Genomic DNA, 24552 nt, shown 5'->3' with positions numbered 1-24552 from the left:
GCTCAGGTTGCGGGGGCGTGAGCGCCATGGATGGCGCGACCGAGGCTACATGGACGTACTTGCGCCGTCCCCCGCAACCTGAGCCACCCCGCCATCCCACGGATAGCCAGCTTTTGACGTTGACGTTGCTTCGGCTTCTGCGGGTGCAGGGCGGCAGCCCTGCAAAGCAAACCCCACCCTCAGTAACGCGGCCGGCCTTCTTCCAGCACCTGGCGCAGGAACGGCACGGTGATCCGCCGCTTCGCCGCCAGCGACTCGCGGTCCAGCCAGTCAAGCAGCGTGATCAAGCCACCCAGCTCACGCCCGGTATGCGACAGCAGCCACTCGATGGAGGCCTCGTCGATCGCCAGCCCACGCCGCAGCGCGCGTTCGCGCAGCACTGCGGCCCGCCCTTCCTCATCCAGCGGCTGCAGCAACACGCGCACGCACTGGCCCAACCGCGAGCGCAGGTCCGGCAGCACCAGGCCCAGTTCGCCCGGCGCCTTCTGCGCCGTGTACAGCACGGTCACGCCCGCAGCGCGCGCACGGTTATGGAAATCGAACAACGCGATCTCGTCCTCGCGGTTGCCGGCAACCTCATCCAGGCCGTCCAGCGCCACCAGTTCGCGCGCTTCCAGCCCATCGAGCGCCGCACGAACGCGGCCAGCGGCGCTGGCCAGCGGTACGTAGGTCGGCAGTCGCCCGGCCTGCTCGGCGCTGGAGCACATCGCCAGCGCCTGGTGGGTCTTGCCCGTGCCCGCCGCACCTTCCAGGTAGACCCAATCGTGGCTGGCGCCGACCGCGATCGCGCGCAGCTGCGCCAGCGCGCCATCCGGCGCACCGATGAAAGTCTCCAGGCGCTGGTCCCGCGGGTAATGCAGGGCCAGCGGCAGTTGCGGCACACCCATCACTTCAGGTCGGGGCCCTTGTCGTCCGGAATGATGATATGGGGGGCGTCGACCACGCCATCAAGCACGATCGCCGGCTTCTCGCCCACGTACAGCTCGCTCTGCCGGTAACGCTGGTGGGCATAGCGCAGCAACACGTTGGTCACCGCCGCCACCGGCAGCGCCAGCAGCATGCCGAGGAAGCCGAACAGCTGGCCACCGGCCATCACCGCGAAGATCACTGCCACCGGGTGCAAGCCGATCTTGTCGCCGACAATGCGCGGGGTCAGCACATAGCTCTCCAGCAGCTGGCCCACGGTGAACACCACGCCGACCAGGATCAGCAGCTTCAGGTCGAAGCCCTGCGCCTGCACCAGTGCGGCCACCACCGCCATCAGGATGCCGGTGGTCGCGCCCAGGTAGGGAATGAAGCTGATCAGGCCGGCAATCAGGCCGATCAGCAGCCCCAGCTTGAGGCCGACCAGCGACAGGCCGCCGGCATAGATCACACCCAGCGCCAGCATCACCAGGAACTGGCCGCGGATGAACGCGCCCAGCACCTCGTTGGACTCACGCGCCAGCGCGCTGATGGTGCCGACCTGGTTGCGCGGAATCACCGACGCCACCCGCTCGACCAGTTTGTCCCAGTCGCGCAGGAAGTAGAACGCCAGGATCGGCAGCAGCAGGATGTTGACCACCCAGGTCACCATCGCAAAGCCCGAACGCGAGACGTAGCCCATGAACGTGGTGGCGAAGCCGCCGGCCTGCTGCCAGTGGCTGCGCACCCATTCGATCAGGCGGTCCGGGTCCAGCCACTGCATCACTTCCAGGCCGGTCTTCTGCTCGAACCAGGGAATGCCCTTTTCCATCAGCCACGCCTGTGCCTGCGGCGCGACCGCAATCAGGGTGGTGATCTGGCGCTCGATCATCGGCACCAGCACCAGCAGCAGCGCCACGATCACCAGCACCATCGCCGCGAACACCAGCACCACGCCGGTCATGCGCGAGCGGCCGGTGGCCTCGATGCGGTCCACCAGCGGGTCACCCAGCCAGGCCAGCGCCAGCGCCAGCACGAACGGGGTCAGGATCGGTGCCAGCAGCCACACCACCCAGCCGATCAGGCCGGCGAACAGGATGTACTTCAGGCGGCGCAGGAACTGCGCGATTTCCGCTTCCGGGGTCAGAGTCATCGCAGGCGGTACTCGTTGCTGACCGGGGGGGCCACCGGGGCACCGGTGGTGTCGTCGATCGGCGTCGGCAGGGCCGGCAGCGGCGCGCTCGGCACCAGCACGCCGTTGTCGCCCAGCATGCGGTTGAAGCCGGCCAGGCCGGTGGTCATCTCCAGGCTCAGCTCCAGCTGGCCGGCCGAGGCATGCAGCGGGGTGACGTTGCGCACCACCGGCACCTCGCGCAGGCCGGCGGCCAGGCGCAGGTAGTCGTCGGCACTGTTGATGCCGGTGACCACCACCCGGTAGCTCCCGGCCTGGCCGACGGCGGCGCCGGCCTTGGCATAGCGCTTGACCAGCGCATCGGCGGCGCCATCGGCACCGGCGGCCATCGCGCGCATGGCGTTGGCGTCCTTGCTGGTCCACTTGTTCAGCTCACGGCCGTTGTCGACGAACACCCAGTCCGCCTGCCAGCCGCCGTTGGCGCGGTACAGCTTGCCGATCAGCTGCATCGGCGGCGAGTAGCGCGAAGAGGCACGGGCCACGGCGGCACTGTCCTGGCGCCAGATGGCACCGGCCAGCGCCTGTTCGGCGGCACCACCGCTGGGCAGGCCCAGCTTGTAGCCGCGTTCAATGGCGCGGTTCAGCAGCGGTCGGGCGGCGTTGGCCTGCTGCACGCTGACCAGGCGCGGGCCGCTGCCGTCATCGACGGCCAGCCACAGCACCGGCTTCGGTCGCGGCTGCGGCCACAGCGGCAGGCCCAGCGCCGACACCAGCGAATCGACGTCGTCCTCGCGGAAGCGCGCCACCAGCAGGGTGCGGAAGCTGGGGGCGCCACTGGCGCTCACGCTCTGGTCCTGCTTGTAGTCGTAGCTGGCCACGTAATCCTTGGCATTGCGCAGCGCCTGCGCCACACCAGGGCGCGACATCACGCTGCGATCGCCGGACAATTTGCCCAGTACAACGCTCAAGGCGCGGGCCAGCGCACCGTTGCGGTCGGCTTCGGCTTGGCTGTTGACGGGCACTTCGGCCTCGTACGCACCACTGGCGGTGGCGACATCACCCTCGGTGCGAAGGCCGCTCTGGGCCATCGTGGCCACCGGCAGGCTCAGCGCAAGGAGCAGGGTCAGAATCAGGCTGCGGCGCATCAGGACATCCATTGGCTCGACGTATCCGGGGGAATTGTTGCCCGAATACGGCCTTTGCGCCAATGCGGCCTGTTAAAATCGCCCGTTCAACCCCTGCCAGCGCCGACGCCCGTGACCAACACCCCGTCTTCCGCCCCTTTCCCCCTCACCTACCGTGACGCGGGTGTCGACATCGACGCCGGCAACGCGCTGGTCGAGCGGATCAAGCCCCTGGTCAAGCGCAGCTTCCGCCCGGAAGTGATGGGCGGCCTGGGTGGCTTCGGCGCCCTGTTCGACCTGTCCAACAAGTACCGCGAGCCGGTGCTGGTGTCGGGTACCGACGGCGTGGGCACCAAGCTGAAGCTGGCCCACCAGCTGAACCGCCACGATACGATCGGCATCGACCTGGTCGCCATGTGCGTGAACGACGTGCTGGTGCAGGGCGCCGAGCCGCTGTTCTTCCTGGACTACTTCGCCACCGGCAAGCTGGACATCGACACCGCCGCGGCGGTCGTGGGCGGCATCGCCAACGGCTGCACCGAGGCCGGCTGCGCGCTGATCGGCGGCGAAACCGCTGAAATGCCCGACATGTATGCCCCGGGCGAGTACGACCTGGCCGGCTTCACCGTCGCCGCGGTCGAGAAGAGCGAGCTGAAGGACGGCGCCAGCGTGGCTGCCGGCGACGTGCTGATCGGCATCGCCTCGTCCGGCCCGCATTCCAACGGCTACTCGCTGGTGCGCCGCATCTACGACCGCGCCGGCCGCCCGGCCGAGCTGGAGCTGGAAGGCGGCGTGAAGCTGGTCGATGCGCTGATGGCGCCGACCCGCCTGTACGTCAAGCCGATCCTGTCGCTGCTGAAGTCGCACGGCGAGGCCATCCACGGCATGGCCCACATCACCGGTGGCGGCCTGACCGAGAACATCATCCGCGTGGTGCCCGACGGCCTCGGCCTGGACATCCAGGCCTCGTCCTGGACCCTGCCGCCGGTGTTCCAGTGGCTGCAGAAGGAAGGCGCCGTGGCCGACAGCGAGATGTGGCGCACCTTCAACTGCGGTATCGGCTTCGTGCTGATCGTCGCGCCGGACCAGGTGGCCGCGGTATCCGATGCGGTCAAGGCGCAGGGCCTGGAGCACTGGACCATCGGCCAGGTGGTCACCGCCGAAGGCGCCGAGCGCGTCCACATCGGCTGATCCCGGCAACCCAGGAGCCCGCATGGACGCAACGCCCCCCTTGTCGCCCGCCCCCGTGCCGCCGCCGCTGGCGACGGTACCGGTGTTCAGCGCGCAGGACGCCGACCACCTGCGCATGCTGGCCATCGCGCACTACGTGGTCGGCGGCCTGATCGTGCTGTTCTCGCTGATCTTCATCATCCACATCGTACTGGGCATCACCGCGCTCACCGGCAACCTGCCGATGAATTCCGGCGGCCAGCCCTCGTCGCCGGCCGAGCAGCGCCTGTTCGGCTGGATGTTCACCCTCATCGGTTGCGTCGCCGTATTCGGTGGCGTCACCCTGGGCGCGTTCGTCGCCTATGCCGGCCGCTGCCTGGCCCAGAGACGCCGCTACCTGCTGTGCTTGATCGCGGCCGGCCTGGCCTGCCTGTTCACCCCCATCGGCACGGTGCTGGGGGTGTTCAGCCTGATCACCCTGCTGCGCCCGCAGGTGAAGGCCGCCTTCGACCTTCCCGCCACGCCCGCATGACCGCCTCCGGCAATCCGCCACCGCTGCCGCTGCCGCAGCAGACCCTGGCGCAGCTGCAGCTGGCCAGCCACCTGCAGACGCTGAAGGTGTTGTTCTTCGCACTGGCCGGCTTCCATTGGTTCGCCACAGTGGCGTTCCTTGGCCTCAGCGCGTGGGTGGCCCACTCGCGTGGGCTGGACGATGCCTGGATGCTGACCACGATCTATGCGTCCATCGCCGCGCTGGCTGCGGTGCTGGGCTTCGTGCAGCTGCATACCGCCCGCCTGCTGTCACGCTGCACGGGACTGGCCTGGTGCCGGCGCGCGGCGTGGCTGGGCGTGCTGGCCGGCCCACTGGGCATGGCGCTGGCCGCCTATGCCTGGGTCTTCCTCGGCAAGCCGGACATGGCCGCCCTGTTCGACCGCGGCGACCACCTCAGCGTCTGAGCCGGCCGGCAGACGACCGCCCTTTCCTGATCGACCCGACATGTCCTCGCCTGCCCTCTCCACGACTGCGTCGCCCACCACCACCCGCTTCTCCGGCCCGAAGAAGCTGGCCTTTGCCGCCGTGCTGGCGGTGTTCGCAATCAGCTGGGCCCACCCGCTGTGGCCTACCGAACAGGCCCTGCACAGCACCCTGACCGTGATCGGGCTGGCCGCGCTGCTGTGGGTCGACCGTCGCGGCGGCTGGCTGGGCAACGGTGCCTTCATCGCGATCTGCGGTTTCATCGCCCTGCACTGCGTGGCCGCGCGCTGGCTGTATTCCAACGTACCCTACGACGCCTGGGCGCAGACGCTGACCGGCTGGTCGCCGAATACGGCATTCGGCTGGCAGCGCAACCATTTCGATCGCCTCATCCACTTCCTGTTCGGCGTCTGCTTCACCCCTGCGCTGCTGCAGCTGGCCCGCCACGCGTGGCCGGCGCTGCGCCTGGGCCAGGCTTTCACCCTGGTGGTGATGACGGTGATGTGCGCCAGCCTGGTCTATGAATGGTTCGAGTGGGCCATCGCACTGGCCCTGTCACCGGATGCCGCCGAGGCCTACAACGGCCAGCAGGGCGACATGTGGGACGCGCATGCCGACATGCTGATGGCCACCGTGGGCAGCCTGCTGACCTGGCCGCTGATCCGCCGGAGCGCCCTGCAATGACTACACCCACCCGCATCGCCGTGCTTGCCTCCGGTCGTGGCAGCAACCTGCAGGCCATCCTCGATGCCATTGCCGACGGCCGACTGCCGGCCGAGGTGGTCGGCGTGTTTTCCGACCGCCCCGCCGCGGACGCTCTGCTGCGTGTCGATGCCGGCCTGCGCTGGGCGCATGCACCCAAGGAGTTCGACGACCGCGCCGCCTACGAGCAGGCACTGGGCGATGCACTGGCCGCCGTGCAGCCAGACTGGATCATCTGCGCCGGCTACATGCGCATCCTCGGCGCCGCCTTCGTGCAGCGCTTCGATGGCCGCCTGGTCAACATCCACCCGTCACTGCTGCCACTGCACAAGGGCCTGGGCACGCACGCGCGCGCACTGGACGCCGGCGATGCCGAGCACGGTGCCAGCGTGCACCTCGTCGTGCCCGAGCTGGACGCCGGCGCCGTCCTGGCGCAGGTGCGGGTGCCGGTGCTGCCCGGCGATGACGCGGACAGCCTGGCTGCACGCGTGCTGGCGGTGGAGCATCCCCTGCTGATCGCCACCCTGCAGCTGTTGTGCGCCGGCCGCCTGGCTGAACGGGAGGGCCAGCCGCAACTGGACGGTCACCCCCTGTTTAGCCCGTTGGCCCTAGATTCCGCCGGGAACCTGAACCGGTAGTCCCCATGCACACGCCCCGATGACTGCGGGGCTGGCATCCTGCCCCCTCCTGCGGTCCCTGTCCTCCATGAAGACCACGACCCTGCTGTCCACTTCACTGCTGTTGTCGCTTGCCGTGCTTCCCGGCGTGGGCTGGGGACAGGCGCAACCGCCTGCGGCCCCTGCGCAGCCGGTACCCGTTGTGCAGCCGCCCGCCGAACCGGCCGTGCCGATGCCTCCGGCACTGGCCTGGGAGCCGCCGCCGCTGCAGCCGTTCACCGCCACCTACCAGGCCTTCTACAAGAGCAAGGAGGCCGGCGATGCCAGCATGCAGGTCACCCACACCGGCGGTAATCAGTGGCGGGTGGACATGCAGGTGGTCGGCCGCCGCGGCTTCGCCAGCGTGCTGGGCCTGAACATCGAGCAGAGCACCGTGTTCGAAGAACGCGGCGGCACCTATGCACCGCTCAGCCAGAGCACGGTGCGCAAGGGCCTGTTCCTGGGCAAGAAGGCGGTCGGTACCTACAACTGGCAGGCCGGTACCGCGCAGTGGACCGGCGACGTCAAGAAGGAACGTGCGCAGCCGATCCCGCTGCAGCCGGGTGACCAGAGCGCGCTGCTGATCAACCTGGCGATCATGCGCGACGCCCGCCCGGGTGCCACCATGCACTACCGCTACGTGGACATGGGCAAGGTCCGCCAGCACGACTACCAGGCCGCGCCGCAGACCGAGAACGTAGAGGTCGGCGACCTGTCCTACAACGCCCTGCGGGTCTACCGGACCAACGGCGGCAACAACGAAACCATCCTCTGGATCGCCAACGGTGTCCCCACCCCGGTGCGCATCCTGCAACGCGAAGACGGCGAAGACCGCGTCGACCTGCGCCTGATCGAATACCAAGGAGTCTGAGCATGAGCACCCTGACCCGCCCCCTCACCTGGATCGCGGCTGCGGCATTGACCGTGGCCAGCCTGCCGGCCATGGCGCTGGAACCGTTCAAGGCCGATTACCTGGCCAGCTACATGGGCATGCAGGCCAACGGCACCATGACCCTGGCCAGCGAAGGCAGCAACAAGTGGCGCTACAGCCTGCAGGTGAAGAACCAGCTGGCCGACCTCAGCCAGAGCACAGTGTTCGAGGAAGTGCGTGGCCAGCTGCGCCCGCTCAGCAGCCAGGACCGTTCGGCGCTGCTGGTGAAGAAGCGCAACGTGCAGGCCAACTACAACTGGACCAGCAACCAGGCCACCTGGACCGGCGACATCAAGCCGGATCGCGCTGGACCGATTGCGCTGAAAGCCGGTGACATGGATGCGCTGCTGATCAACCTGGCGATCGCCCGTGACCTGGCCGCGGGCAAGCCGCTGACCTATCGCATGGTCGACGAGGGCCGCATCAAGAACATGACCTACCGCGTGGTCGGCAAGGAATCGATCACCGTGGGTGGCAAGAGCTACGAGGCCACCAAGGTCTCGCGTGCCGATGGCAACAAGGAACTGATCGCGTGGATCGTGCCGGAATTCCCGGTGCCGGCGCGCATGCTGCAACGTGAGAGCGGCCGCGATGCGCTGGACCTGACCATCAAGGCGATGAACTGATTGTTGGGGTCGGATCCCTTCCCCCGGGAAGGGCTCTGACCCCGGTTGCGACATGGCTGGGTCAGAGCCCTTTCCGTCGGAAAGGGATCCGACCCCGCGAAAGAAAACGCCCGCTTCCGCGGGCGTTTTCTTATTTCTTCGCTTCGGCCGGTTTCTCTTCGGCCGCCTTGAACTCGGTGCGGCAGTCCACGCGGATCTGCTCGCCGGTGCTGCGCCAGACGAAGGTGCGGCAATGGCGGTTGCCGTCCTGGCTGTCATTCACCGCAACCGCATAGAACGACTCGATGATCTCATCACGCGAGACCGTGCCGTCGCCGTTCCAGTCCATGTCCTTCTGCTCGATGCCCTGGGTGATGGCGATGTTGGCGTACCAGGCATAGCCCAGCCACGCCAGCACGATCAGCACCAGGGCCAGCAGCGCCTTGCGGCGCGGGCTGAACTTGCCGCGCAGGATCATGGCACGCGCCGGATGGTGGCACCGAGCGAAGACAGCTTCTCTTCGATGTTCTCGTAGCCACGATCAAGGTGGTAGATGCGGTCGATGGTGGTCTCGCCGCTGGCCATCAGGCCGGCCAGGATCAGCGAGGCCGATGCACGCAGGTCGGTGGCCATCACCGGCGCACCACTCAGGTGTTCGTTGCCACGCACGATGGCGGTATGCCCTTCGACCTGGATGTCCGCGCCCAGACGCAGCAGTTCGTTGACGTGCATGAACCGGTTCTCGAAGATCGTTTCATTGATCACGCCCACGCCGTCGGCCACGCAGTTGAGCGCCATGAACTGCGCCTGCATGTCGGTCGGGAACGCCGGGTACGGCGCGGTGGTGAGGTTGACCGCCTTCGGCCGCTTGCCCTGCATGTCCAGGGTGATGGTGTCGTCGGTGGTCTCGATCTTCGCGCCGCCCTCGACCAGCTTGGACAGCACCGCGTCCATGGTGTTCGGGCGTGCGCGGTTGACCGTGACCTTGCCGCCGGTCATTGCTGCGGCCACCAGGAAGGTGCCGGTCTCGATGCGGTCGGGCAGCACTTCGTGGCGGCCACCGGACAGGCGCTCGACGCCTTCGATCACCAGGCGCGCGGTGCCGAGGCCTTCGATCTTCGCGCCCAGCGCGATCAGGCAGTGCGCCAGATCGGTCACTTCCGGTTCCATCGCGCAGTTGTCGAGGATGGTGGTGCCTTCGGCCAGCACCGCGCCCATCAGCACGTTCTCGGTGCCGGTGACGCTGACCATGTCGAAGGTGAAGTGGCCGCCCTTCAGACGCTTGGCGGTGGCCTTGATGAAGCCGTTCTCGACCACGATCTCGGCGCCCAGCGCCTGCAGGCCCTTGATGTGCTGGTCGACCGGACGCGAACCGATCGCGCAGCCGCCCGGCAGCGATACTTCCGCCGCACCGAAGCGGGCCAGCAGCGGGCCCAGCACCAGGATCGAGGCGCGCATGGTCTTGACCAGCTCGTACGGTGCCACGTGCTGGTTGACCGAACGCGGGTCGACCACGATCGCACTGCCACGCGACAGCGTGCCCTGGTCGATGGTGACCTTGGCGCCCAGCTCGCCCAGCAGCTTCACCGTGGTGACCACGTCGTGCAGGTGCGGCACGTTGGTGATCTCCACCGGCGCATCGGCCAGCAGGGTCGCGCAGAGAATGGGGAGGACGGCGTTCTTGGCGCCGGAGATGCTCACTTCACCGTGCAGCGCAGCGCCGCCGGTCACAACGATCTTGGCCATGTATTCGGGATCTTCTGCGGTTCAGCCGGCTTCGGCCGGGGTCACGGTTTTCAGCGCCAGCGCGTGGATCGCGCCGCCCATCAGGTCGCCCAGCGTGGCATACACCATGCGGTGGCGGGCCAGCGGCATCTTGCCGGCGAAGGCCTCGCAGACCACGGTCGCTTCGAAATGCACGCCATCGTCGCCCTGCACGTCGGCGCGGGCGCCGGGCAGGCCGGTTTCGATCAGATTGCGGATGGTGTCGGCGTCCAACGGGCTTTCCTAATAAAATGTGCCTCCATTCTACTTCCGCTGCGTGGCGTCCGCATGGCCGAATCCCTGTTGCCCCCCCGTTCCGTCGACCCTGCCGGCCTGGTCGCCAGTGGCCGCCGCGTGTTCGAGATCGAACGGCAGGCGCTGGATGCCGTGGCCGACCGCCTCGGCGAGGCCTTCCAGCAGGCCTGCCAGGCGATCCTGGCCAGCCGTGGGCGCGTGGTTGCGACCGGCATGGGCAAGTCCGGCCACATCGCCCGCAAGATCGCCGCCACCCTGGCCTCGACCGGCACACCCGCCTTCTATGTGCACCCGGGCGAAGCCGGCCACGGCGACCTGGGCATGATCACCGAGGACGATGTGGTGCTGGCCCTGTCCTATTCGGGCGAATCGGACGAGGTTCTGATGCTGCTGCCGGTGCTCAAGCGCCAGGGCAACGTGCTGATTTCCATGACTGGCCGCCCACAGTCCAGCCTGGCCACCGCCGCCGACATCCATCTGGATGTGAGCGTGCCGGCCGAGGCCTGCCCGCTGGCGCTGGCGCCGACCTCCAGCACCACCGCCTCGCTGGCGATGGGTGATGCGCTGGCCGTGGCCCTGCTCGACGCACGCGGCTTCACCGCCGACGATTTCGCCCGTTCACACCCGGCCGGCAGCCTCGGCCGCCGCCTGCTGCTGCACATCACCGACGTGATGCACACCGGCGACGACCTGCCCAGCGTGGGCGCGGACGCCAGCCTCAGTGAAGCGCTGATGGAGATGAGCCGCAAACGGCTGGGCATGACCGCCGTGGTCGATGCCGACGGCGTGCTGATCGGCCTGTTCACCGACGGCGACCTGCGCCGCGCGCTGGACAGTGCGCTGGACGTGCGCACCGCCAAGATCGCCGATGTGATGACGCGCAACCCGCGCACCATCGGCGCCGACCAGCTGGCCGTCGAGGCGGCCCGGCTGATGGAGACCCACAAGATCACCGGCCTGATCGTGGTCGATGGCCAGGGCCGCGCAGTCGGTGCCCTGAACATTCATGACCTGTTGCGGGCCCGGGTGGTTTAACCGACAGTCCATAGACCCCATTCAGTCTGTAACGCCGCACCCGCCCCCAACGAGCCTGCCGCCCTGATGCCCTGGTCCCCCCTGCCCGCCTTCCCCGCCCACCTGCATGCCGCCGCGGCCCGTATCCGCCTGGCCTGCTTCGACGTGGACGGCACCCTCACCGACGGTCGGCTGTACTACGACAAGGACGGCAACGAGAGCAAGGCGTACTTCGTGCAGGACGGTCTGGGCCTGAAACTGCTGCAGCAGCACGGTATCCACCCCGTACTGATCACCGCGCGCAACAGCCAGTCGGCGCTCAAGCGCGGCGCCGACCTCGGCATCGACACCCAGATTGCCGTGGGCGACAAGCTGGCCAGCGTGCAGGCCCTGTGCGCACAGCACGGCATCGGCCTGGAACAGGTGGCGTTCATCGGCGATGACCTGCCCGACCTGGCACCGCTGGGCGCGGTCGGCCTGGCCGTCGCTCCGGCCAATGCCCACCCATGGATTGCAGAGCGCGTGCATTGGCAGACCCGTACCGAGGGCGGACAGGGCGCCGCACGTGAGCTGTGCGACATCCTGCTGGCCGCGCAGGGTCATGTGGATGCGGTGCTGGCGAGGTTCGGCGCATGAACCTGCCCACCGTGAACTGGCGCACCCTGCTCGGCATCGGCCTGCTGCTGGCGGCCCTGCTCAGCAGCTGGGCCGCACTGCGCAACCGCGACAAGGGGCCAGCCAACGGCGGCCAGGAGGTCGGCGTGGACTACATCCTGCACGACTTCCAGATTGTCGCCCTGGATGAGCACGGCAAGGAATCGACCACCCTGCGCGCGCCGCTGCTGGAACGCCAGCGCGGCGACCAGACCATCAACATCGCCACCCCGCTGTTCGAGATGCCGGACAAGGATGGCAAGCACTGGACCCTGCGTGCCGAGACCGGCTGGCTCAGCGCCAAGGGCGACGAGATGAAGCTGCGCGGCAATGTGGCGGGCGACAGCCCGGCCGGCCCTGGCACGGTGCCGACCACCTTCCGCACCGACCACCTGGACGTGTTCCCGAGGGAGAATCGCGCCCGCACCGACGCCCTGGTGACCATGACCCGCCCGGGCATGGAACAGTCCGGCGTCGGCTTCGAAGTGGATTCGAAGAACAACACGTATCATTTCCTCAGCCAGTCCAAGGGCCGCTACACGCCCAAACGCTGATTCCGCCGCCAGCCTGCGACGTCTCCGGACAGGCGCAAGGCCGGCAGCCCCACCCTCCCGCCCCCGGCCCGCCCGGGCGGCCCCTACCGGTAGAACGGACCCCGATGAAGATTCCCTTTGCCGCCGTACTCGCGCTCGGTCTTCTTGTCCCCAGCGCCGCCTTCGCCAAGTCCACCGACCGCAACGAAGACATGCACATCGATTCCGGCGCCCAGTCGGGCATGCTCACCGGCGACGGCAAGACCGTGCTGTCGCAGGGCGTGATCATCACCCAGGGCACGCTGGACCTGCGCTCGTCCGAGGCCGAGATCTACCTCAAGGACGGCGAGCCCGTGCGTGCGGTGTTCACCGGCAAACAGGCCAAGATGAAGCAGCAGCTCGATGATGGCACCTGGATGGACGCGCTGGCCGATCGCATCGACTACGACATCAAGACCGAGATCATTACCCTGACCGGCAACTACAAGGTCACCAGCGCGCGCGGCACCAATGCCGGCCAGCGCATGGTCTACAACACCCGCACCGGCGAAATGAACTCCGGTGGCGACGGCAGCCGCGTGCGCACCGTCATCCCGCCGAAGAACAAGACCCCGGCCGCACCTGCGGCACAGCCCAAGGCCACTACGCCGGCACCGCCGGCCGGGAGCAAGAAGTAATGCTCGTCGCCAAGGGCCTGCGCAAGAAGTACAAGCAACGCGAAGTCGTCAAGGACTTCGGGCTGACCCTCGACGCCGGTGAAGTGGTCGGCCTGCTCGGCCCCAACGGCGCCGGCAAGACCACCTGCTTCTACATGATCGTCGGCCTGGTTGCCGCTGACGCCGGCAGCATCGTGCTCGACGGCAAGGACATCACCGGCGACCCGATGTATACCCGGGCCAAGCAGGGCGTGGGTTACCTGCCGCAGGAGCCGTCGGTGTTCCGCAAGCTGACCGTGGCCGACAACATCCGCCTGGTACTGGAGCTGCGCGAGGACCTTGACTCGAAGGGCCGCGAGCGCGAATTGAACAGCCTGCTCGACGAACTGCAGCTGGGCCACGTCGCCGACCAGCTCGGCGCCAGCCTGTCCGGTGGCGAGCGCCGCCGCTGCGAGATCGCCCGTGCCCTGGCCGCGCAGCCGCGCCTGATCCTGCTCGACGAACCGTTCGCCGGTGTCGACCCGATTTCGGTCGGCGAGATCCAGCGCATCGTCACCCATCTCAAGCAACGTGGCATCGGCGTGCTGATCACCGACCACAACGTGCGCGAGACCTTGGGTATCTGCGACCGCGCGTATATCCTCGCCGAGGGCAGCGTGCTGGCCCAGGGTTCGCCGGAAGCGATCCTGGACAACGCCGATGTGCGTCGCGTCTACCTCGGGGATTCCTTCAAGCTGTGAAGCAGTCGCCGGGTCCCTCTCCTTCCTTTCGGCACAGGCATGAAGACTCGGCTGCAGACATCGTTGGGACAGCAGCTGGTGCTGACGCCCCAGCTGCAGCAGGCGATCAAGCTGCTGCAGATGTCGAGCACCGAGCTGGAGCTGGAAATCGCACAGGCGGTGGAGAGCAATCCGCTGCTGGACTGGGCCGACAGCAACGACGGCAGCACCGCCAGCGAAGCCGGCGATGGCAACGACAGCGAAGCTCCCGCAGAACGCACCGATGCCGGCGACGACTGGGCACCGGCCGAACTGGACTGGAGCGCGTCCGGTAGCGGAGGCAGCTTCGACGATGACGACGATATCGGCAGCGCCGCCGAACGCGTGGCCGAAACCGAAACGCTGGCCGACCACCTGCTGTGGCAGTTGCACCTGTCGCATCTTTCCACGCATGACCGCAGCATCGGCGCTGCACTGATCGATGCGCTGGACGACGACGGCTACCTGCGCGAACCGCTGGCCACCATCGCCGAAACCCTGTTGCCGGCGATCCACGCCGACGAGGATGAGATCCTCGCTGTGCTGCATCGCATCCAGCGTTTCGACCCGGTCGGCGTGGCTGCACGCACGCTCGGCGAATGCCTGCAGCTGCAGCTGGATGTGCTGGCCGACGATACACCCGGCCTGGTGCTGGCGCGACAGATTGCCGCAGGCCCGCTGGAACGGCTGCCGCGCAGTGGCGTCGCCGGGCTGGCCCATGAACTGAAACAGCCCTTGGACGAGGTCGAGACGGCGGTCACCCTGCTGCGTTCGCTGGACCCGCGCCCGGGCACGCAGATCGCACCGCTGTCGCCGGACACCTACGTGGTGCCGGATGTGGTGGTGTGGCGGCAGAACGGCGTGTGGCGCGCAGCGCTGGCCGCGCACGCCGGTCCGAAGGTGGTGATCCACCGCGGCTACGAACAGCTGATCCGACGTTGTGGCGATGCCGATGCCGGCTACCTGCGTACCCAGCTGCAGGAAGCGCGCTGGCTGCTGAAAGGACTGCAGCAGCGCGGCGAAACCCTGCTGCGCGTCGTGCGCAGCCTGATCCAGCAGCAGGCCGGTTTCCTTGAATTCGGCGAGCAGGCACTGCGTCCACTGACCCTGCGCGAGATCGCCGCCGAGCTCGGCCTGCACGAATCCACGGTCTCGCGCGCGATCGCCCGCAAGCACGTGCGTACCCCGCGCGGCACCCTGCCGCTGCGCGCCTTCTTCGCCTCGGGCATCGATACCGAGGGCGGTGGCGAGGCGTCCAGCACGGCCATCCAGGCGATGATCCGGCGCCTGATCGACGACGAGAACCCGCGCAAGCCGCTTTCTGACGCCAAGCTGGCTGACCTGCTCAAATCGTCGGGAATTCCAGTAGCGCGACGCACCGTGGCGAAGTATCGTGAAGCCATGAACATTTCCGCCTCGCACGAAAGGGTCAGAATCGCTTGACGCGCCGCCGCGCCCGGCGGAGAGGTTCATTGGCACATCCGAACACAGGAGAAACCCGATGCGCATCGAAACGTTTGGCAAAGATGTCGAAGTCACCCCGGCCCTGCAGTCCTATGTAGAGGAGAAGCTGGCCCGGATCGGCAAACACTTCGACCAGCACTGCGAAGCGCGGGTGACCCTCAAGCTGCAGAAGACCGAACACCACGTCGACGCCAGCCTCAACATTCCCGGCCAGACCCTGCACGCTGAGGCCAATGCCCAGACCATGTATGCCGCGATCGACCTGCTTGCGGACAAGCTTGACCGTCTGGTGATCAAGCACAAGGAGAAAAAACAGCAGCACGCACCGCTGCCGGTGGGCGACAATGGTGGCTGATCGCCACCGTTCCCCGCAGACATGCCCCTGACTGACCTCCTGGCGGCCGTGCAGACCCAGCTCTGCACGGCCACCGACCGCGACAGCGTCCTGCAGGCCGCCGCCGGGTTGCTGGCCTGCCGCCAGGCCAACGCCGAACAGATCTATCTGAACCTGTGCCAGCGCGAAGCGCTGGGCAGCACCGCGATCGGTCACGGCATCGCCATTCCCCACGGCCGCGCGCCAACCCTGGACCGCCCCCGCGGCGCCCTGCTGCGGTTGGCCTCCCCGGTCGACTTCGGCGGCGACGAGCCGGTGGACCTGGTGTTCGCCATGGCCGTCCCCGCCCACTACACCCACCAGCACCTGATGCTGCTGTCCGAGCTGGCCGAGCTGTTCTCGGCGCCGGAGATCCGCCAGGCCCTGCGCGAAGCGGGCGATGCCCGGGCGCTGCGCGAGGCGCTGGACATGACCCCACCTGCGAGTGCCGCATGAATACCAGCATCACCGCCCGTGAACTGTTCGAACAGCAGCGCGAGCGGCTGGGGCTGCGCTGGGCTGCCGGCAAGTCCGGCGAGAAGCGCGAACTGGAGGCCGGCAACACGGTCTCGCGGCGTCCATCGCTGGCTGGTTATCTCAATGCGATCTACCCCAACAAGGTGCAGATCCTGGGCACCGAGGAACTGTCCTGGCTGGATGCACTGGAACCGCGCCAGCGTTGGGAGACCATCGAAAAGATCATGCAGTCGCACCCGCTGGCGCTGGTGCTGACCCGCAACCAGGCCTGCCCGGAAGACCTGCGTGCCGCCGCTGACGAATCCGGCACGCCGCTGTGGCTGTCGCCCAAGCGCGGCCACGAACTGCTCAACCACCTGTCCTACCACTTGGCCCGCACGCTGGCGCCGCGGGTGATCCTGCATGGCGTGTTCATGGAGATCTACTCCATCGGCGTGCTGATCACCGGCGAGGCCGGGTCGGGTAAAAGCGAGCTGGCACTGGAGCTGCTCAGCCGCGGCCACCGCCTGGTCGCCGACGATGCCCCCGAATTCACCCAGATCGCCCCGGACGTGCTCGATGGCACCTGCCCCGAACTGCTGCAGGACCTGCTGGAAGTGCGCGGCCTGGGCGTGCTGAACGTGCGCGAGATGTTCGGCGACACGGCTGTAAAGAAGAACAAGTACCTTCGGCTGATCGTCCACTTGACCAAGCCGATGACCGAACCCACCCCGCATGGCTACGAGCGCCTGACCGGCGATTCGGGCACCCGCCATGTGCTGGACCTGGATGTACCGCTGATCACGCTGCCGGTGATGCCTGGCCGCAACCTGGCCGTGCTGACCGAGGCCGCCACCCGCCTGCACATCCTGCGCACCAAGGGCATCGACCCGGCGGCGATGTTCATCGCCCGTCACAGCAACCTGCTGGAACGGCGAACACCCTGATTCCCCTGCCCTTCGAAGAGCCTGTCCATGAGCACCGCAACCCCCACCGCCCCGACCCTGATCATCGTCAGCGGCCTGTCCGGCTCGGGTAAATCCGTCGCCCTGAAGACCTTCGAGGACCAGGACTACTACTGCTCGGACAACCTCCCGATCCACCTGCTGCCGGACTTCGTGCGCAGCCTGCTGGCCAACCATGACGGCAGCGCGCCGCGCCGGCTGGCGGTGGGCATCGACGTGCGCGGCCAGGCCGACCTGAGCCAACTGGGCGATTGGCGGCAGCTCGCCACCGACGCCGGCGTGGAAGTGAAGGTGCTGTTCTTCGAAGCCAGCGACGAGGCGGTGCTCAAGCGCTACGCCGACACCCGCCGCCGCCATCCGTTGAGCCAGCTGGGCCTGTCACTGCCCGAAGCGATCGCCCGCGAGCGTGAATTGACCGCGCCGCTGCGCCGCGAGGCCGATGCGGTGATCGACACCAGCAACCTCAATGTGCACCAGCTGCGGCGGCGCATCATCACCGAGTTCGCGCTGGACCACGCCACGCGCCTGTCGCTGCTGTTCGAATCGTTCGCCTACAAGCGCGGCGTACCGGCCGAGGCGGACTTCGTGTTCGATGCGCGGGTGCTGCCCAATCCGCACTGGGATCCGGATCTGCGTGCGCTCAGCGGTCGTGAGCCCGGCGTGCGCGACTACCTGGAAGCGCAGCCGGACGTGCAGCGTTACCTGACCCAGCTGATGGATTTCCTCGATACCTGGCTGCCGAAGCTGGGCGATGGCACCCGCAGCTATGTGACCGTGGCGTTCGGCTGCACCGGCGGCAAGCACCGCTCGGTGTTCCTGGCCGAGCGCATGGCGCGGCATGCCCGCGAGATGGGCTGGGAAGACGTGGCGACGTATCACCGCGAACAGGATTGAGGGGGTCGGCCGGGCTGCACCCGGCACCCGCTGGTAGTGCCGGCCGCTGGCCGGCAACAGCAAAAGCAAAAGCGGCATTCCGTGGGATGGCGAGGCGGTGTGCTGTTGGTAGGTGTCGACCTTGGTCGACACGGTAGATCCACGCCATGCGTGGATGAATCCCGGTCAGGCATCGAAAAACGCATGGGGTCGGATCCCTTTTCCAGGGGAAAAGGGCTCTGACCCCGGTAACGCTGAATACGGGACACAGTGCCCCTCATCTGCTGCTATCGCCGATTCACCTTGACCTGTTAACGTGCAGTAATGACCTGTGGCATTCTCCTCGTAACACATCCCGGGGTCGGGACCGGCCTGCTTGACGTGGCGACCCGGCTCCTGCGGCAGTTGCCGCTGAAAACCGAAGCTTTCGAAGTACCGTTCGACGCAGACCTGGACGCCCTGCTCCCGCTCGCCTCGGCCGCCCTGCGGCGGGTCGATGGGGGGGAAGGCGTGCTGATCCTGACCGACCTGTACGGCGCCAGCCCCGCCAACCTTGCCGGGCAGCTGGCCCGGCTGGGGACCCCGGTTCGCCGGGTGTCGGCGCTGAGCCTGCCGATGTTGCTGCGGGTGATGAATTATCCGGAACAGGGACTGGATCAACTGCCCGCCACAGCCGCGGCGGGTACCCGTAATGGAGCGATAGTCGACGATGCTTGAACGAGAACTCACCGTCAGCAACCGCCTGGGCCTGCACGCCCGGGCCACCGCCAAGCTGGTGCAGACCCTGGCGCCGTTCCGCTGCAACGTGACCATGGCCGCCAAGGGCCGTGAGATCAACGCCAAGAGCATCATGGGCGTAATGCTGCTGGCCGCTGGCCAGGGCACTCCGGTCACGGTGCGGATCAACGGCGAGGACGAAGCCGCCGCGATGGAGGCGGTGGTCGGCCTGTTCGAACGCCGCTTCGACGAGGACAACTGAGCGTGCCACGCGCACGCGCCGGGCAGCTCGGTTCCGGCCAGCGGCCGGTACAGCTGCTGGCCGGTCATGGTGCGGCCCGTGGCACTGCGATGGGCCGGGCCCGCGTACGCCTGCCGCATGCACTGGAAGTCGCTGAACAACGTGTCGCAACCAGCCAGGTCGAGGCCGAACTGGCCCGCCTGCACCGGGCGGTGGACGCCGCACGCGTGGAAATGCACGAACTGCGGCAGCGCCTGCAGGGTGCATTGAACCAGGAGGCAGGCGAGTTCCTCGACCTGCATGCCCTGCTGCTGGATGACCCCGAGCTGCTGTTCGGGCTGGATGAGCTGATCCGCAGCGGCCCGTACAGCGCCGGCTATGCCTTGCGCCTGCAGCGCGACCGCCTGGCCAAGGTCTTCGATGGCATGGACGATGCCTACCTGAAGAGCCGCATGGACGATCTCGACCACGTGATCGGCCGCATCCACGCCTTCCTGCAGCCCGAACGGCCACCGGCGGTGAAGGGCCTGGCCGGCGAGATCCTGGTCTGCGACAACATCGCCCCGTCCGAGCTGGCGCAACTGCAGGCCCAGGGCGTGGTCGGCATCGTCACTGCCGCCGGCAGCGCGCTGTCGCACAGCGCGATCCTGGCACGCAGCCTGCACCTGCCACTGATCGTCAACGTGCCGCAGCTGCTCAGCCGCATCGCCGATGGCGATGTGCTGATCATCGACGGCGCCGACGGCAGCATCACCGCCAACCCGCAGGCCGACAATCTGCGGGACTACCGCGCCCGGCTGAAAGAACATGCGCGCGAGCAGCGCGAGCTCGGCCGCCTGCGCAGCAAGCCCAGCCGTACCCGCGACCAGGTCGACATCGCCCTGCTGGCCAATGCCGAATCGCTGGAGGATGTGACCCAGGCGCACGCGCTGGGTGCGCAGGGGCTGGGCCTGTACCGCACCGAGTTCCTGTTCCTGCAGCGCAACGAGCTGCCGGACGAAGAAGAACAGTTCCAGACCTACCGCGATGCCGCGTTGGGCATGAGCGGGCGACCGGTCACCATCCGCACGCTCGACCTGGGCGCGGACAAGGCCGACCGCACCGGCCTGACCCTGAGCAATGAAGAGAACCCGGCCCTGGGACTGCGCGGGGTACGCCTGTCGCTGGCACGGCCGAAGGTGGCCGATACCCAGCTGCGCGCGATCCTGCGTGCCTCGGCCTACGGCAAGCTGCGGGTGCTGGTGCCGATGGTCAGCACCCGCGAGGAGCTGCTGGCGGTGCGCCGACGCATGCTCAAGCTGACCGAACAGCTGCGCGGCGAAGGCCACATGGTGTCCGACCATGTGCCGTTGGGTGCGATGATCGAGGTGCCGGCCGCGGCGCTGGCACTGGAGAGCTTCATCGACCTGGTCGACTTCCTGTCGATCGGCACCAACGACCTGGTGCAGTACCTGCTCGCCGCCGACCGCAACAACGAGGCACTGGGCGAGCTGTATTCACCGCTGCATCCGGCCGTGCTGCGGCTGCTGCAGATGGTGATCGAGACCGGCGCGCGGCATCGCATTCCGGTGGCGGTCTGCGGCGAGATGGCAGGCGATGCGCGGATGACCCCACTGCTGCTGGCGCTGGGCCTGACCGAATTCAGCCTGCACCCGGGCACGCTGCTGGAGGTACGCCGTGCGATCCGCGAAGCCGACCTGGGGACACTGCGCGCCCGTGCGCCGAAGCTGCTGTCCGCGCGCGACCGCCGCGCCATCGAACGCTGGCTGGCGCTGGTGGCGGATACGCCCTGAGCGCCCTGCTGATTCGCCGGGCATGCACGCGCGGGGTCAGATCCCTTTTCCTGTGGAAAAGGGATCTGACCCCAGCCTCCCGTCGGGGTATGCGTTGAAACATCCCCTTGCGATAATGACGCGCTGAACACCCCTGTTGCCGCATCCTTGCCGGGATCGCGGCTTTTCTTATCCCGCGGGAGCTGCGATGGCTGAAGCTGTACGCCACGACAAGACTGCGCGCCAACTGCGGATGCTGTCCGATGCACTGGACAGCGGACGGCTGGGCCCGGTGCGTCGCCTGGTCAACACCCTGGCCCCGGCCGAGATCGGCAACCTGCTCGAGTCGTTGCCGCCCGGCAAGCGCGAGGTGGTGTGGGGCCTGGTCGATCCGGAAGACGATGGCGAGGTCCTGGTCCACGTCGGCGAAGACGTGCGCGAAAGCCTGCTCGCAGACATGGACCCGGACGAGATCATCGCCGCGGTCGAAGACCTGGACATCGACGATCTGGCCGACCTGGTCGAAGACCTGCCAGACACGGTCATCGACGAAGTCCTCAAGTCGATGGACCGCGAGAACCGCGAGCGGCTGGAACAGGTGCTGTCCTACCCCGAGGACAGCGCCGGCCGCCTGATGAATCCGGACGTAGTGACGGTCCGCGCCGACGTCAACGTCGACGTGGTGCTGCGCTACCTGCGCCTGCGCGGCGAGCTGCCCGACCACACCGATCACCTGTTCGTGGTCAGCCGGCGCCATCAGTACCTCGGCCGTGTGTCGCTGGCAGCACTGGTGACCCATGAGGACACCACGCCGATCAACCGCCTGATCGACGACGAGCAGCCGGCCATCGACGTCGGCGAGAGCGACCAGGAGGTCGCGCGGCAGTTCTCCGACCATGACTGGATCTCCGCGCCGGTGGTGGACGAGAACAACATCCTCGTTGGCCGCATCACCATCGATGACGTGGTCGACATCATCCGCGGCCAGGCCGAGCACCAGGCGCTGGGCGCCGCCGGTCTGGACGAGGACGAGGATCTGTTCAGTCCAGTCTGGCGTGCGATGCGCCGCCGCCTGATGTGGCTGTCGGTCAACCTGTGCACGGCTTTCCTGGCTTCCAGCGTGGTCGGCCACTTCGAGGGCACGATCGACAAGCTGGTCGCGCTGGCAGTGCTGATGCCGATCGTGGCCGGCCTCGGCGGCAATGCCGGCACCCAGGTGCTCGCGCTGATGGTGCGCGGCCTGGCGCTGGGCCAGGTCGGTGCCTCCAACGCGCGCACGCTGCTGTGGAAGGAAGTGCGGGTCGCCGCGCTGAACGGCCTGCTGCTCGGCTCGATCCTGGGCCTGATCGTGCTGGCCTGGTTCCACTCGCCAGGGCTGTCGGCAGTGATCGCCATTGCACTGACCTGCAACCTGCTGTTCGCGGCGCTGGCCGGCGTGCTGGTGCCACTCACCCTGAAACGCTTCGGCTTCGATCCGGCGTTGGCCAGTGGCATCTTCCTGACGGCCGTGACCGACTCGATGGGCTTCTTCACCTTCCTCGGCCTGGCCACGCTGGTGCTGCTGCACTGATCCCTGCGGGCGCGGAGCCCTGCGACGCAGGGCTCCGGCCCCCTTCCCTTCCCGGAACATCCCATGGCAACAACGATCGAGAACTATTTCCAGCCCGGCTGGCGCGACCAGCAGCACACCTGCCCGGCCTGCGAATGGAAGGGCAGCTCGCGCGCCATGGTGATGGAGCTGGACGAGGACGCCACCGAGTACGACTGCCCGGTCTGTGAGAATCCACTGCTGGTGGTCCTGCACCCGGACATGGCGCAGGTGCAGGCGGCGGCGGCCGAAGGCAATGCGGAGGCGAAGGAGCAGTTGGACATCATCGCCAGTTTCCCGCGCGCGGACTGACGGCCTGCGCTCAGCGGCGCCCGCGCAGGTCACGTGACCGGATGGCCAGCGCATCGGCCTGCTGCCGCGCCACGACGAGCTCCTCCGGAGACAGTTTCAATCCGAGTGCGGCCTCGACCGAATCCTCGCCACACAGGCTTGCAGTGCCACACAGCTCGTGCAGCAGCACCGAATCCGCGCCACACGGCACACCGGCATCGCAGGCAGCAAGCATCCACGCAGCAGCATCCACGTCGGTGCCGGCCGGATAGGGCGCCAGCGCCTCATGCACGCCACCCGGGTCGTAGGACAGGCCTTCCGACAAGGCGAGATAGGCCTGGCCATCGTTGCGGGCAAGCGCCTTCTCGATGATCGACACCTGTTCATCCGTGGAAGGCCTCGATGCGCCCTGCAGCATGCCGCCAAAGTAGCGCTCGATGATCTGCGCGGCAAAGTGCCCCTGCTCGGCGGCCCGTCGGCGGTAGCGGAACGACGCTTCACCCGCGTCCTGTCGATCGATGCCGTCGCAACGCTGGGACAGCCAGGCACCACTGCGATACAACGCCGGCCTGCGATCGGGCGGCATGCCCGTGGGTTCGTCCTGGGTTGGATCGAAGAACGAGACGCATTCCCCATAGATGAGGCTGAGCTCATAGCTCGCCTCGGCATCACCTGCGTCGGAACGACTGGCCAGTTCCTGCGCCCGCGGAAGCAACCAGACTGCGGTCTGATAGTCTGCATCGGCCCGGTTCAGCCGCGCCGCCGGGTGCGGAGACTGCGAAGGTGGCGCTCTGCCAGGCTCACTCTGGCTGTCGGAAGCTTCCGGCACGGAATGCGTGCCTGCCTGCAGCCCCTTCCATGTCAATCCCGCGACCAGCACCAGCAGCGCCGCGCAGACCATAATCCCTTTGCCTCGTTCCATGATGTGCGGCTGCGCCACTCCGATAGCTCTCCGCATTCTGCTCCGCGTGTGCCCACTGCGCAAACGATTGCCGATGGGGCCTATTGCGCTGCAGAAGGCATTGGCGCACGAGCGGGGATAGCATGAAAGGGATTCCATGTACTGGGGCTCCGTCATGCTGCGATCGCTTCCCCGCTGGCTGCCACTGCTGTCGCTGATGATGTTGGCCGGTTGCGCCAGCACACCCCACAGCGCGCGCGGCCACTTCGAAGGCCGCGCCGTGAAGGTGGACGGAGAGACCGCCTACTACCAGGTCTTCATTCCGGCCGGAGTGCGGACGGGAGGCCCCGCACACTCCGGCAACAGCATGGGCATCCCGGTGATCCTGTTCCTGCACGGCTCGGGCGAACGCGGCCGGGACGGCGTCAAGCAGACGTATTCGGGACTGGGGCCGTATCTGCGCGAGCACGCCGACTTCCCGGCCCTGGTCGTCTTCCCGCAGGCAGCGAAGCACTCGGAATGGAGCGGCCGCAACAACCGCATGGCCGTGGCTGCGCTGGACGCGACCATCGCCGAATTCGGCGCCGATCCGGCGCGCCAGTACCTGACCGGCATGTCGATGGGCGGCTACGGCAGCTGGAACATTGCGCTGGATGACCCGCACCGCTTTGCCGCGATCGTGCCGGTATGCGGTGCCGTGTTCGTACCGCGCGCGAAGCGGCCGACCCTGTTCGTTGAACAGGTGGCCCAGGAATCCGATCCCTATGCCGTGATCGCCAGGCGACTGCAACACACCCCCATCTGGATCTTCCACGGCGCGCAGGATGACGTGGTTCCGCCGGATGACGACCGCAGGCTGCACAGCGCATTCCAGGGCACCCACGCACGCGACGTGCGCTACACCGAGTACCCGGAAGGCAATCACAATGCCTGGGACGCCACCTACGCCGACCCGGCGATGTGGGCGTGGCTGTTCGCGCAGAAGCGCTGAACCGCAGCTTCTGGTAGCTGCCAACCTTGGTTGGAGCCTGGTTTGGGTAGGTACCAACTAAGGTTGGAACCTGCTTTCGGTGGGTGC

Annotated in this window: 30 protein-coding genes; 23 read left to right on the top strand and 7 right to left on the bottom strand. The window is 67.6% G+C overall.

All coding sequences use genetic code 11. From position 1 onward, the window contains the following. Window positions 1-179: 179 nt before the first annotated feature. From hda to SriyCCGPB3_RS05015, 3 genes are read right to left on the bottom strand one after another with little or no spacing between them, the layout of a single operon-like run. Window positions 180-887: a DnaA regulatory inactivator Hda gene (hda, locus tag SriyCCGPB3_RS05025; RefSeq protein ID WP_071228071.1), complete on the bottom strand. Its 708-nt coding sequence runs from the start codon at window positions 885-887 to the stop codon at window positions 180-182. Then, window positions 887-2056, bottom strand: coding sequence for an AI-2E family transporter (locus SriyCCGPB3_RS05020; protein WP_110711442.1), 1170 nt, complete (start codon window positions 2054-2056; stop codon window positions 887-889). The genes hda and SriyCCGPB3_RS05020 overlap by 1 nt, the downstream gene beginning before the upstream one ends. Beyond that, window positions 2053-3192: a DUF2066 domain-containing protein gene (locus SriyCCGPB3_RS05015; RefSeq protein WP_110711440.1), complete on the bottom strand. Its 1140-nt coding sequence runs from the start codon at window positions 3190-3192 to the stop codon at window positions 2053-2055. The genes SriyCCGPB3_RS05020 and SriyCCGPB3_RS05015 overlap by 4 nt, the downstream gene beginning before the upstream one ends. A 99-nt stretch (window positions 3193-3291) precedes the next feature. On the opposite strand from SriyCCGPB3_RS05015, the gene purM reads away from it, so the two are divergent. The 7 genes from purM to SriyCCGPB3_RS04980 all read left to right on the top strand — a co-directional run bounded on the left by purM (window position 3292) and on the right by SriyCCGPB3_RS04980 (window position 8220). Further along, window positions 3292-4350 (top strand): phosphoribosylformylglycinamidine cyclo-ligase, encoded by a 1059-nt coding sequence (gene purM / locus SriyCCGPB3_RS05010; RefSeq protein ID WP_350259929.1) that lies wholly within the window; start codon window positions 3292-3294, stop codon window positions 4348-4350. A 22-nt stretch (window positions 4351-4372) separates the two neighbouring features. Further along, complete coding sequence (locus tag SriyCCGPB3_RS05005; protein WP_110711436.1) at window positions 4373-4861, top strand: hypothetical protein; 489 nt, start codon at window positions 4373-4375, stop codon at window positions 4859-4861. Continuing rightward, entirely contained in the window at window positions 4858-5286 is a 429-nt protein-coding gene (locus SriyCCGPB3_RS05000; RefSeq protein ID WP_350259928.1) for a hypothetical protein, read from the top strand. The genes SriyCCGPB3_RS05005 and SriyCCGPB3_RS05000 overlap by 4 nt, the downstream gene beginning before the upstream one ends. Window positions 5287-5326: 40 nt before the next feature. After that, window positions 5327-5989: a DUF2238 domain-containing protein gene (locus SriyCCGPB3_RS04995; RefSeq protein ID WP_350259927.1), complete on the top strand. Its 663-nt coding sequence runs from the start codon at window positions 5327-5329 to the stop codon at window positions 5987-5989. After that, window positions 5986-6645, top strand: a complete 660-nt coding sequence (gene purN / locus SriyCCGPB3_RS04990) for a phosphoribosylglycinamide formyltransferase (protein ID WP_164162888.1) — start codon at window positions 5986-5988, stop codon at window positions 6643-6645. The genes SriyCCGPB3_RS04995 and purN overlap by 4 nt, the downstream gene beginning before the upstream one ends. A 67-nt stretch (window positions 6646-6712) precedes the next feature. Continuing rightward, the gene (locus tag SriyCCGPB3_RS04985) at window positions 6713-7534 is read left to right on the top strand and encodes a DUF3108 domain-containing protein (protein ID WP_110711428.1); all 822 of its coding nucleotides are present in this window, start codon (window positions 6713-6715) and stop codon (window positions 7532-7534) included. Window positions 7535-7536: 2 nt separating this feature from the next. Next, complete coding sequence (locus SriyCCGPB3_RS04980) at window positions 7537-8220, top strand: DUF3108 domain-containing protein (protein WP_110711426.1); 684 nt, start codon at window positions 7537-7539, stop codon at window positions 8218-8220. Between the two features lie 130 nt (window positions 8221-8350). Here the strand turns inward: SriyCCGPB3_RS04980 and SriyCCGPB3_RS04975 are convergent, their stop codons facing one another. The 3 genes from SriyCCGPB3_RS04975 to SriyCCGPB3_RS04965 are packed head-to-tail and all read right to left on the bottom strand — an operon-like array spanning window position 8351 to window position 10197. After that, window positions 8351-8677 carry a hypothetical protein gene (locus SriyCCGPB3_RS04975; RefSeq protein WP_049459898.1) on the bottom strand — a complete coding sequence of 109 codons (327 nt, stop codon included), beginning with the start codon at window positions 8675-8677 and terminating at the stop codon, window positions 8351-8353. Continuing rightward, window positions 8674-9945: a UDP-N-acetylglucosamine 1-carboxyvinyltransferase gene (gene murA / locus SriyCCGPB3_RS04970; protein WP_350259926.1), complete on the bottom strand. Its 1272-nt coding sequence runs from the start codon at window positions 9943-9945 to the stop codon at window positions 8674-8676. Before murA ends, SriyCCGPB3_RS04975 begins: the two co-directional genes overlap by 4 nt. A gap of 21 nt (window positions 9946-9966) precedes the next feature. Continuing rightward, entirely contained in the window at window positions 9967-10197 is a 231-nt protein-coding gene (locus SriyCCGPB3_RS04965; RefSeq protein WP_005408396.1) for a BolA family protein, read from the bottom strand. A gap of 54 nt (window positions 10198-10251) precedes the next feature. Between SriyCCGPB3_RS04965 and SriyCCGPB3_RS04960 the strand changes: the two genes are divergently transcribed. The 15 genes from SriyCCGPB3_RS04960 (at window position 10252) to SriyCCGPB3_RS04890 (ending at window position 22594) form a co-directional block, all read left to right on the top strand. Further along, complete coding sequence (locus tag SriyCCGPB3_RS04960) at window positions 10252-11253, top strand: KpsF/GutQ family sugar-phosphate isomerase (RefSeq protein WP_110711422.1); 1002 nt, start codon at window positions 10252-10254, stop codon at window positions 11251-11253. A gap of 66 nt (window positions 11254-11319) precedes the next feature. Further along, complete coding sequence (locus tag SriyCCGPB3_RS04955) at window positions 11320-11868, top strand: KdsC family phosphatase (protein WP_350259925.1); 549 nt, start codon at window positions 11320-11322, stop codon at window positions 11866-11868. Continuing rightward, complete coding sequence (gene lptC, locus SriyCCGPB3_RS04950; protein ID WP_164162975.1) at window positions 11865-12440, top strand: LPS export ABC transporter periplasmic protein LptC; 576 nt, start codon at window positions 11865-11867, stop codon at window positions 12438-12440. The genes SriyCCGPB3_RS04955 and lptC overlap by 4 nt, the downstream gene beginning before the upstream one ends. Window positions 12441-12544: 104 nt before the next feature. Continuing rightward, window positions 12545-13096, top strand: coding sequence for a lipopolysaccharide transport periplasmic protein LptA (gene lptA, locus SriyCCGPB3_RS04945; RefSeq protein ID WP_350259924.1), 552 nt, complete (start codon window positions 12545-12547; stop codon window positions 13094-13096). After that, entirely contained in the window at window positions 13096-13815 is a 720-nt protein-coding gene (lptB, locus tag SriyCCGPB3_RS04940; RefSeq protein ID WP_010483646.1) for an LPS export ABC transporter ATP-binding protein, read from the top strand. The genes lptA and lptB overlap by 1 nt, the downstream gene beginning before the upstream one ends. 39 nt (window positions 13816-13854) lie before the next feature. After that, window positions 13855-15276, top strand: coding sequence for an RNA polymerase factor sigma-54 (locus tag SriyCCGPB3_RS04935; protein WP_350259923.1), 1422 nt, complete (start codon window positions 13855-13857; stop codon window positions 15274-15276). A gap of 58 nt (window positions 15277-15334) precedes the next feature. Further along, window positions 15335-15652: a ribosome hibernation-promoting factor, HPF/YfiA family gene (hpf, locus tag SriyCCGPB3_RS04930; RefSeq protein ID WP_004147311.1), complete on the top strand. Its 318-nt coding sequence runs from the start codon at window positions 15335-15337 to the stop codon at window positions 15650-15652. A 21-nt stretch (window positions 15653-15673) separates the two neighbouring features. After that, window positions 15674-16126, top strand: coding sequence for a PTS sugar transporter subunit IIA (locus tag SriyCCGPB3_RS04925; protein WP_110711411.1), 453 nt, complete (start codon window positions 15674-15676; stop codon window positions 16124-16126). After that, window positions 16123-17073 (top strand): HPr(Ser) kinase/phosphatase, encoded by a 951-nt coding sequence (hprK, locus tag SriyCCGPB3_RS04920; RefSeq protein WP_005408388.1) that lies wholly within the window; start codon window positions 16123-16125, stop codon window positions 17071-17073. Before SriyCCGPB3_RS04925 ends, hprK begins: the two co-directional genes overlap by 4 nt. 27 nt (window positions 17074-17100) lie before the next feature. Continuing rightward, on the top strand, window positions 17101-17985 hold the full coding sequence (gene rapZ, locus SriyCCGPB3_RS04915; RefSeq protein ID WP_153856467.1) for an RNase adapter RapZ: 885 nt from the start codon (window positions 17101-17103) through the stop codon (window positions 17983-17985). A gap of 303 nt (window positions 17986-18288) precedes the next feature. Beyond that, window positions 18289-18681: a PTS sugar transporter subunit IIA gene (locus SriyCCGPB3_RS04910; protein ID WP_350259922.1), complete on the top strand. Its 393-nt coding sequence runs from the start codon at window positions 18289-18291 to the stop codon at window positions 18679-18681. Continuing rightward, window positions 18674-18943: an HPr family phosphocarrier protein gene (locus SriyCCGPB3_RS04905; RefSeq protein WP_046983647.1), complete on the top strand. Its 270-nt coding sequence runs from the start codon at window positions 18674-18676 to the stop codon at window positions 18941-18943. The genes SriyCCGPB3_RS04910 and SriyCCGPB3_RS04905 overlap by 8 nt, the downstream gene beginning before the upstream one ends. A 2-nt stretch (window positions 18944-18945) precedes the next feature. After that, entirely contained in the window at window positions 18946-20715 is a 1770-nt protein-coding gene (ptsP, locus tag SriyCCGPB3_RS04900) for a phosphoenolpyruvate--protein phosphotransferase (protein WP_164162768.1), read from the top strand. Between the two features lie 187 nt (window positions 20716-20902). Further along, complete coding sequence (mgtE, locus tag SriyCCGPB3_RS04895) at window positions 20903-22264, top strand: magnesium transporter (protein WP_110711405.1); 1362 nt, start codon at window positions 20903-20905, stop codon at window positions 22262-22264. 63 nt (window positions 22265-22327) lie between these two features. Next, the gene (locus SriyCCGPB3_RS04890; RefSeq protein WP_110711404.1) at window positions 22328-22594 is read left to right on the top strand and encodes a hypothetical protein; all 267 of its coding nucleotides are present in this window, start codon (window positions 22328-22330) and stop codon (window positions 22592-22594) included. Between the two features lie 10 nt (window positions 22595-22604). Here SriyCCGPB3_RS04890 and SriyCCGPB3_RS04885 read toward each other — a convergent pair whose 3' ends face one another. Continuing rightward, the gene (locus SriyCCGPB3_RS04885; RefSeq protein WP_162622010.1) at window positions 22605-23513 is read right to left on the bottom strand and encodes a hypothetical protein; all 909 of its coding nucleotides are present in this window, start codon (window positions 23511-23513) and stop codon (window positions 22605-22607) included. A gap of 136 nt (window positions 23514-23649) precedes the next feature. On the opposite strand from SriyCCGPB3_RS04885, the gene SriyCCGPB3_RS04880 reads away from it, so the two are divergent. Continuing rightward, a complete protein-coding gene (locus SriyCCGPB3_RS04880; RefSeq protein WP_153856470.1) occupies window positions 23650-24465 on the top strand; it encodes a prolyl oligopeptidase family serine peptidase in 816 nt (271 codons plus the stop codon). Window positions 24466-24552: the final 87 nt, after the last annotated feature.

Origin of the sequence: Stenotrophomonas riyadhensis (genome assembly GCF_040256885.1) — a bacterium.
Taxonomy (GTDB): Bacteria; Pseudomonadota; Gammaproteobacteria; order Xanthomonadales; family Xanthomonadaceae; genus Stenotrophomonas; species Stenotrophomonas riyadhensis.
The sequence above is the reverse complement of the archived record's forward strand: the minus strand, read 5'-3'. Positions and strand labels throughout refer to the sequence as shown.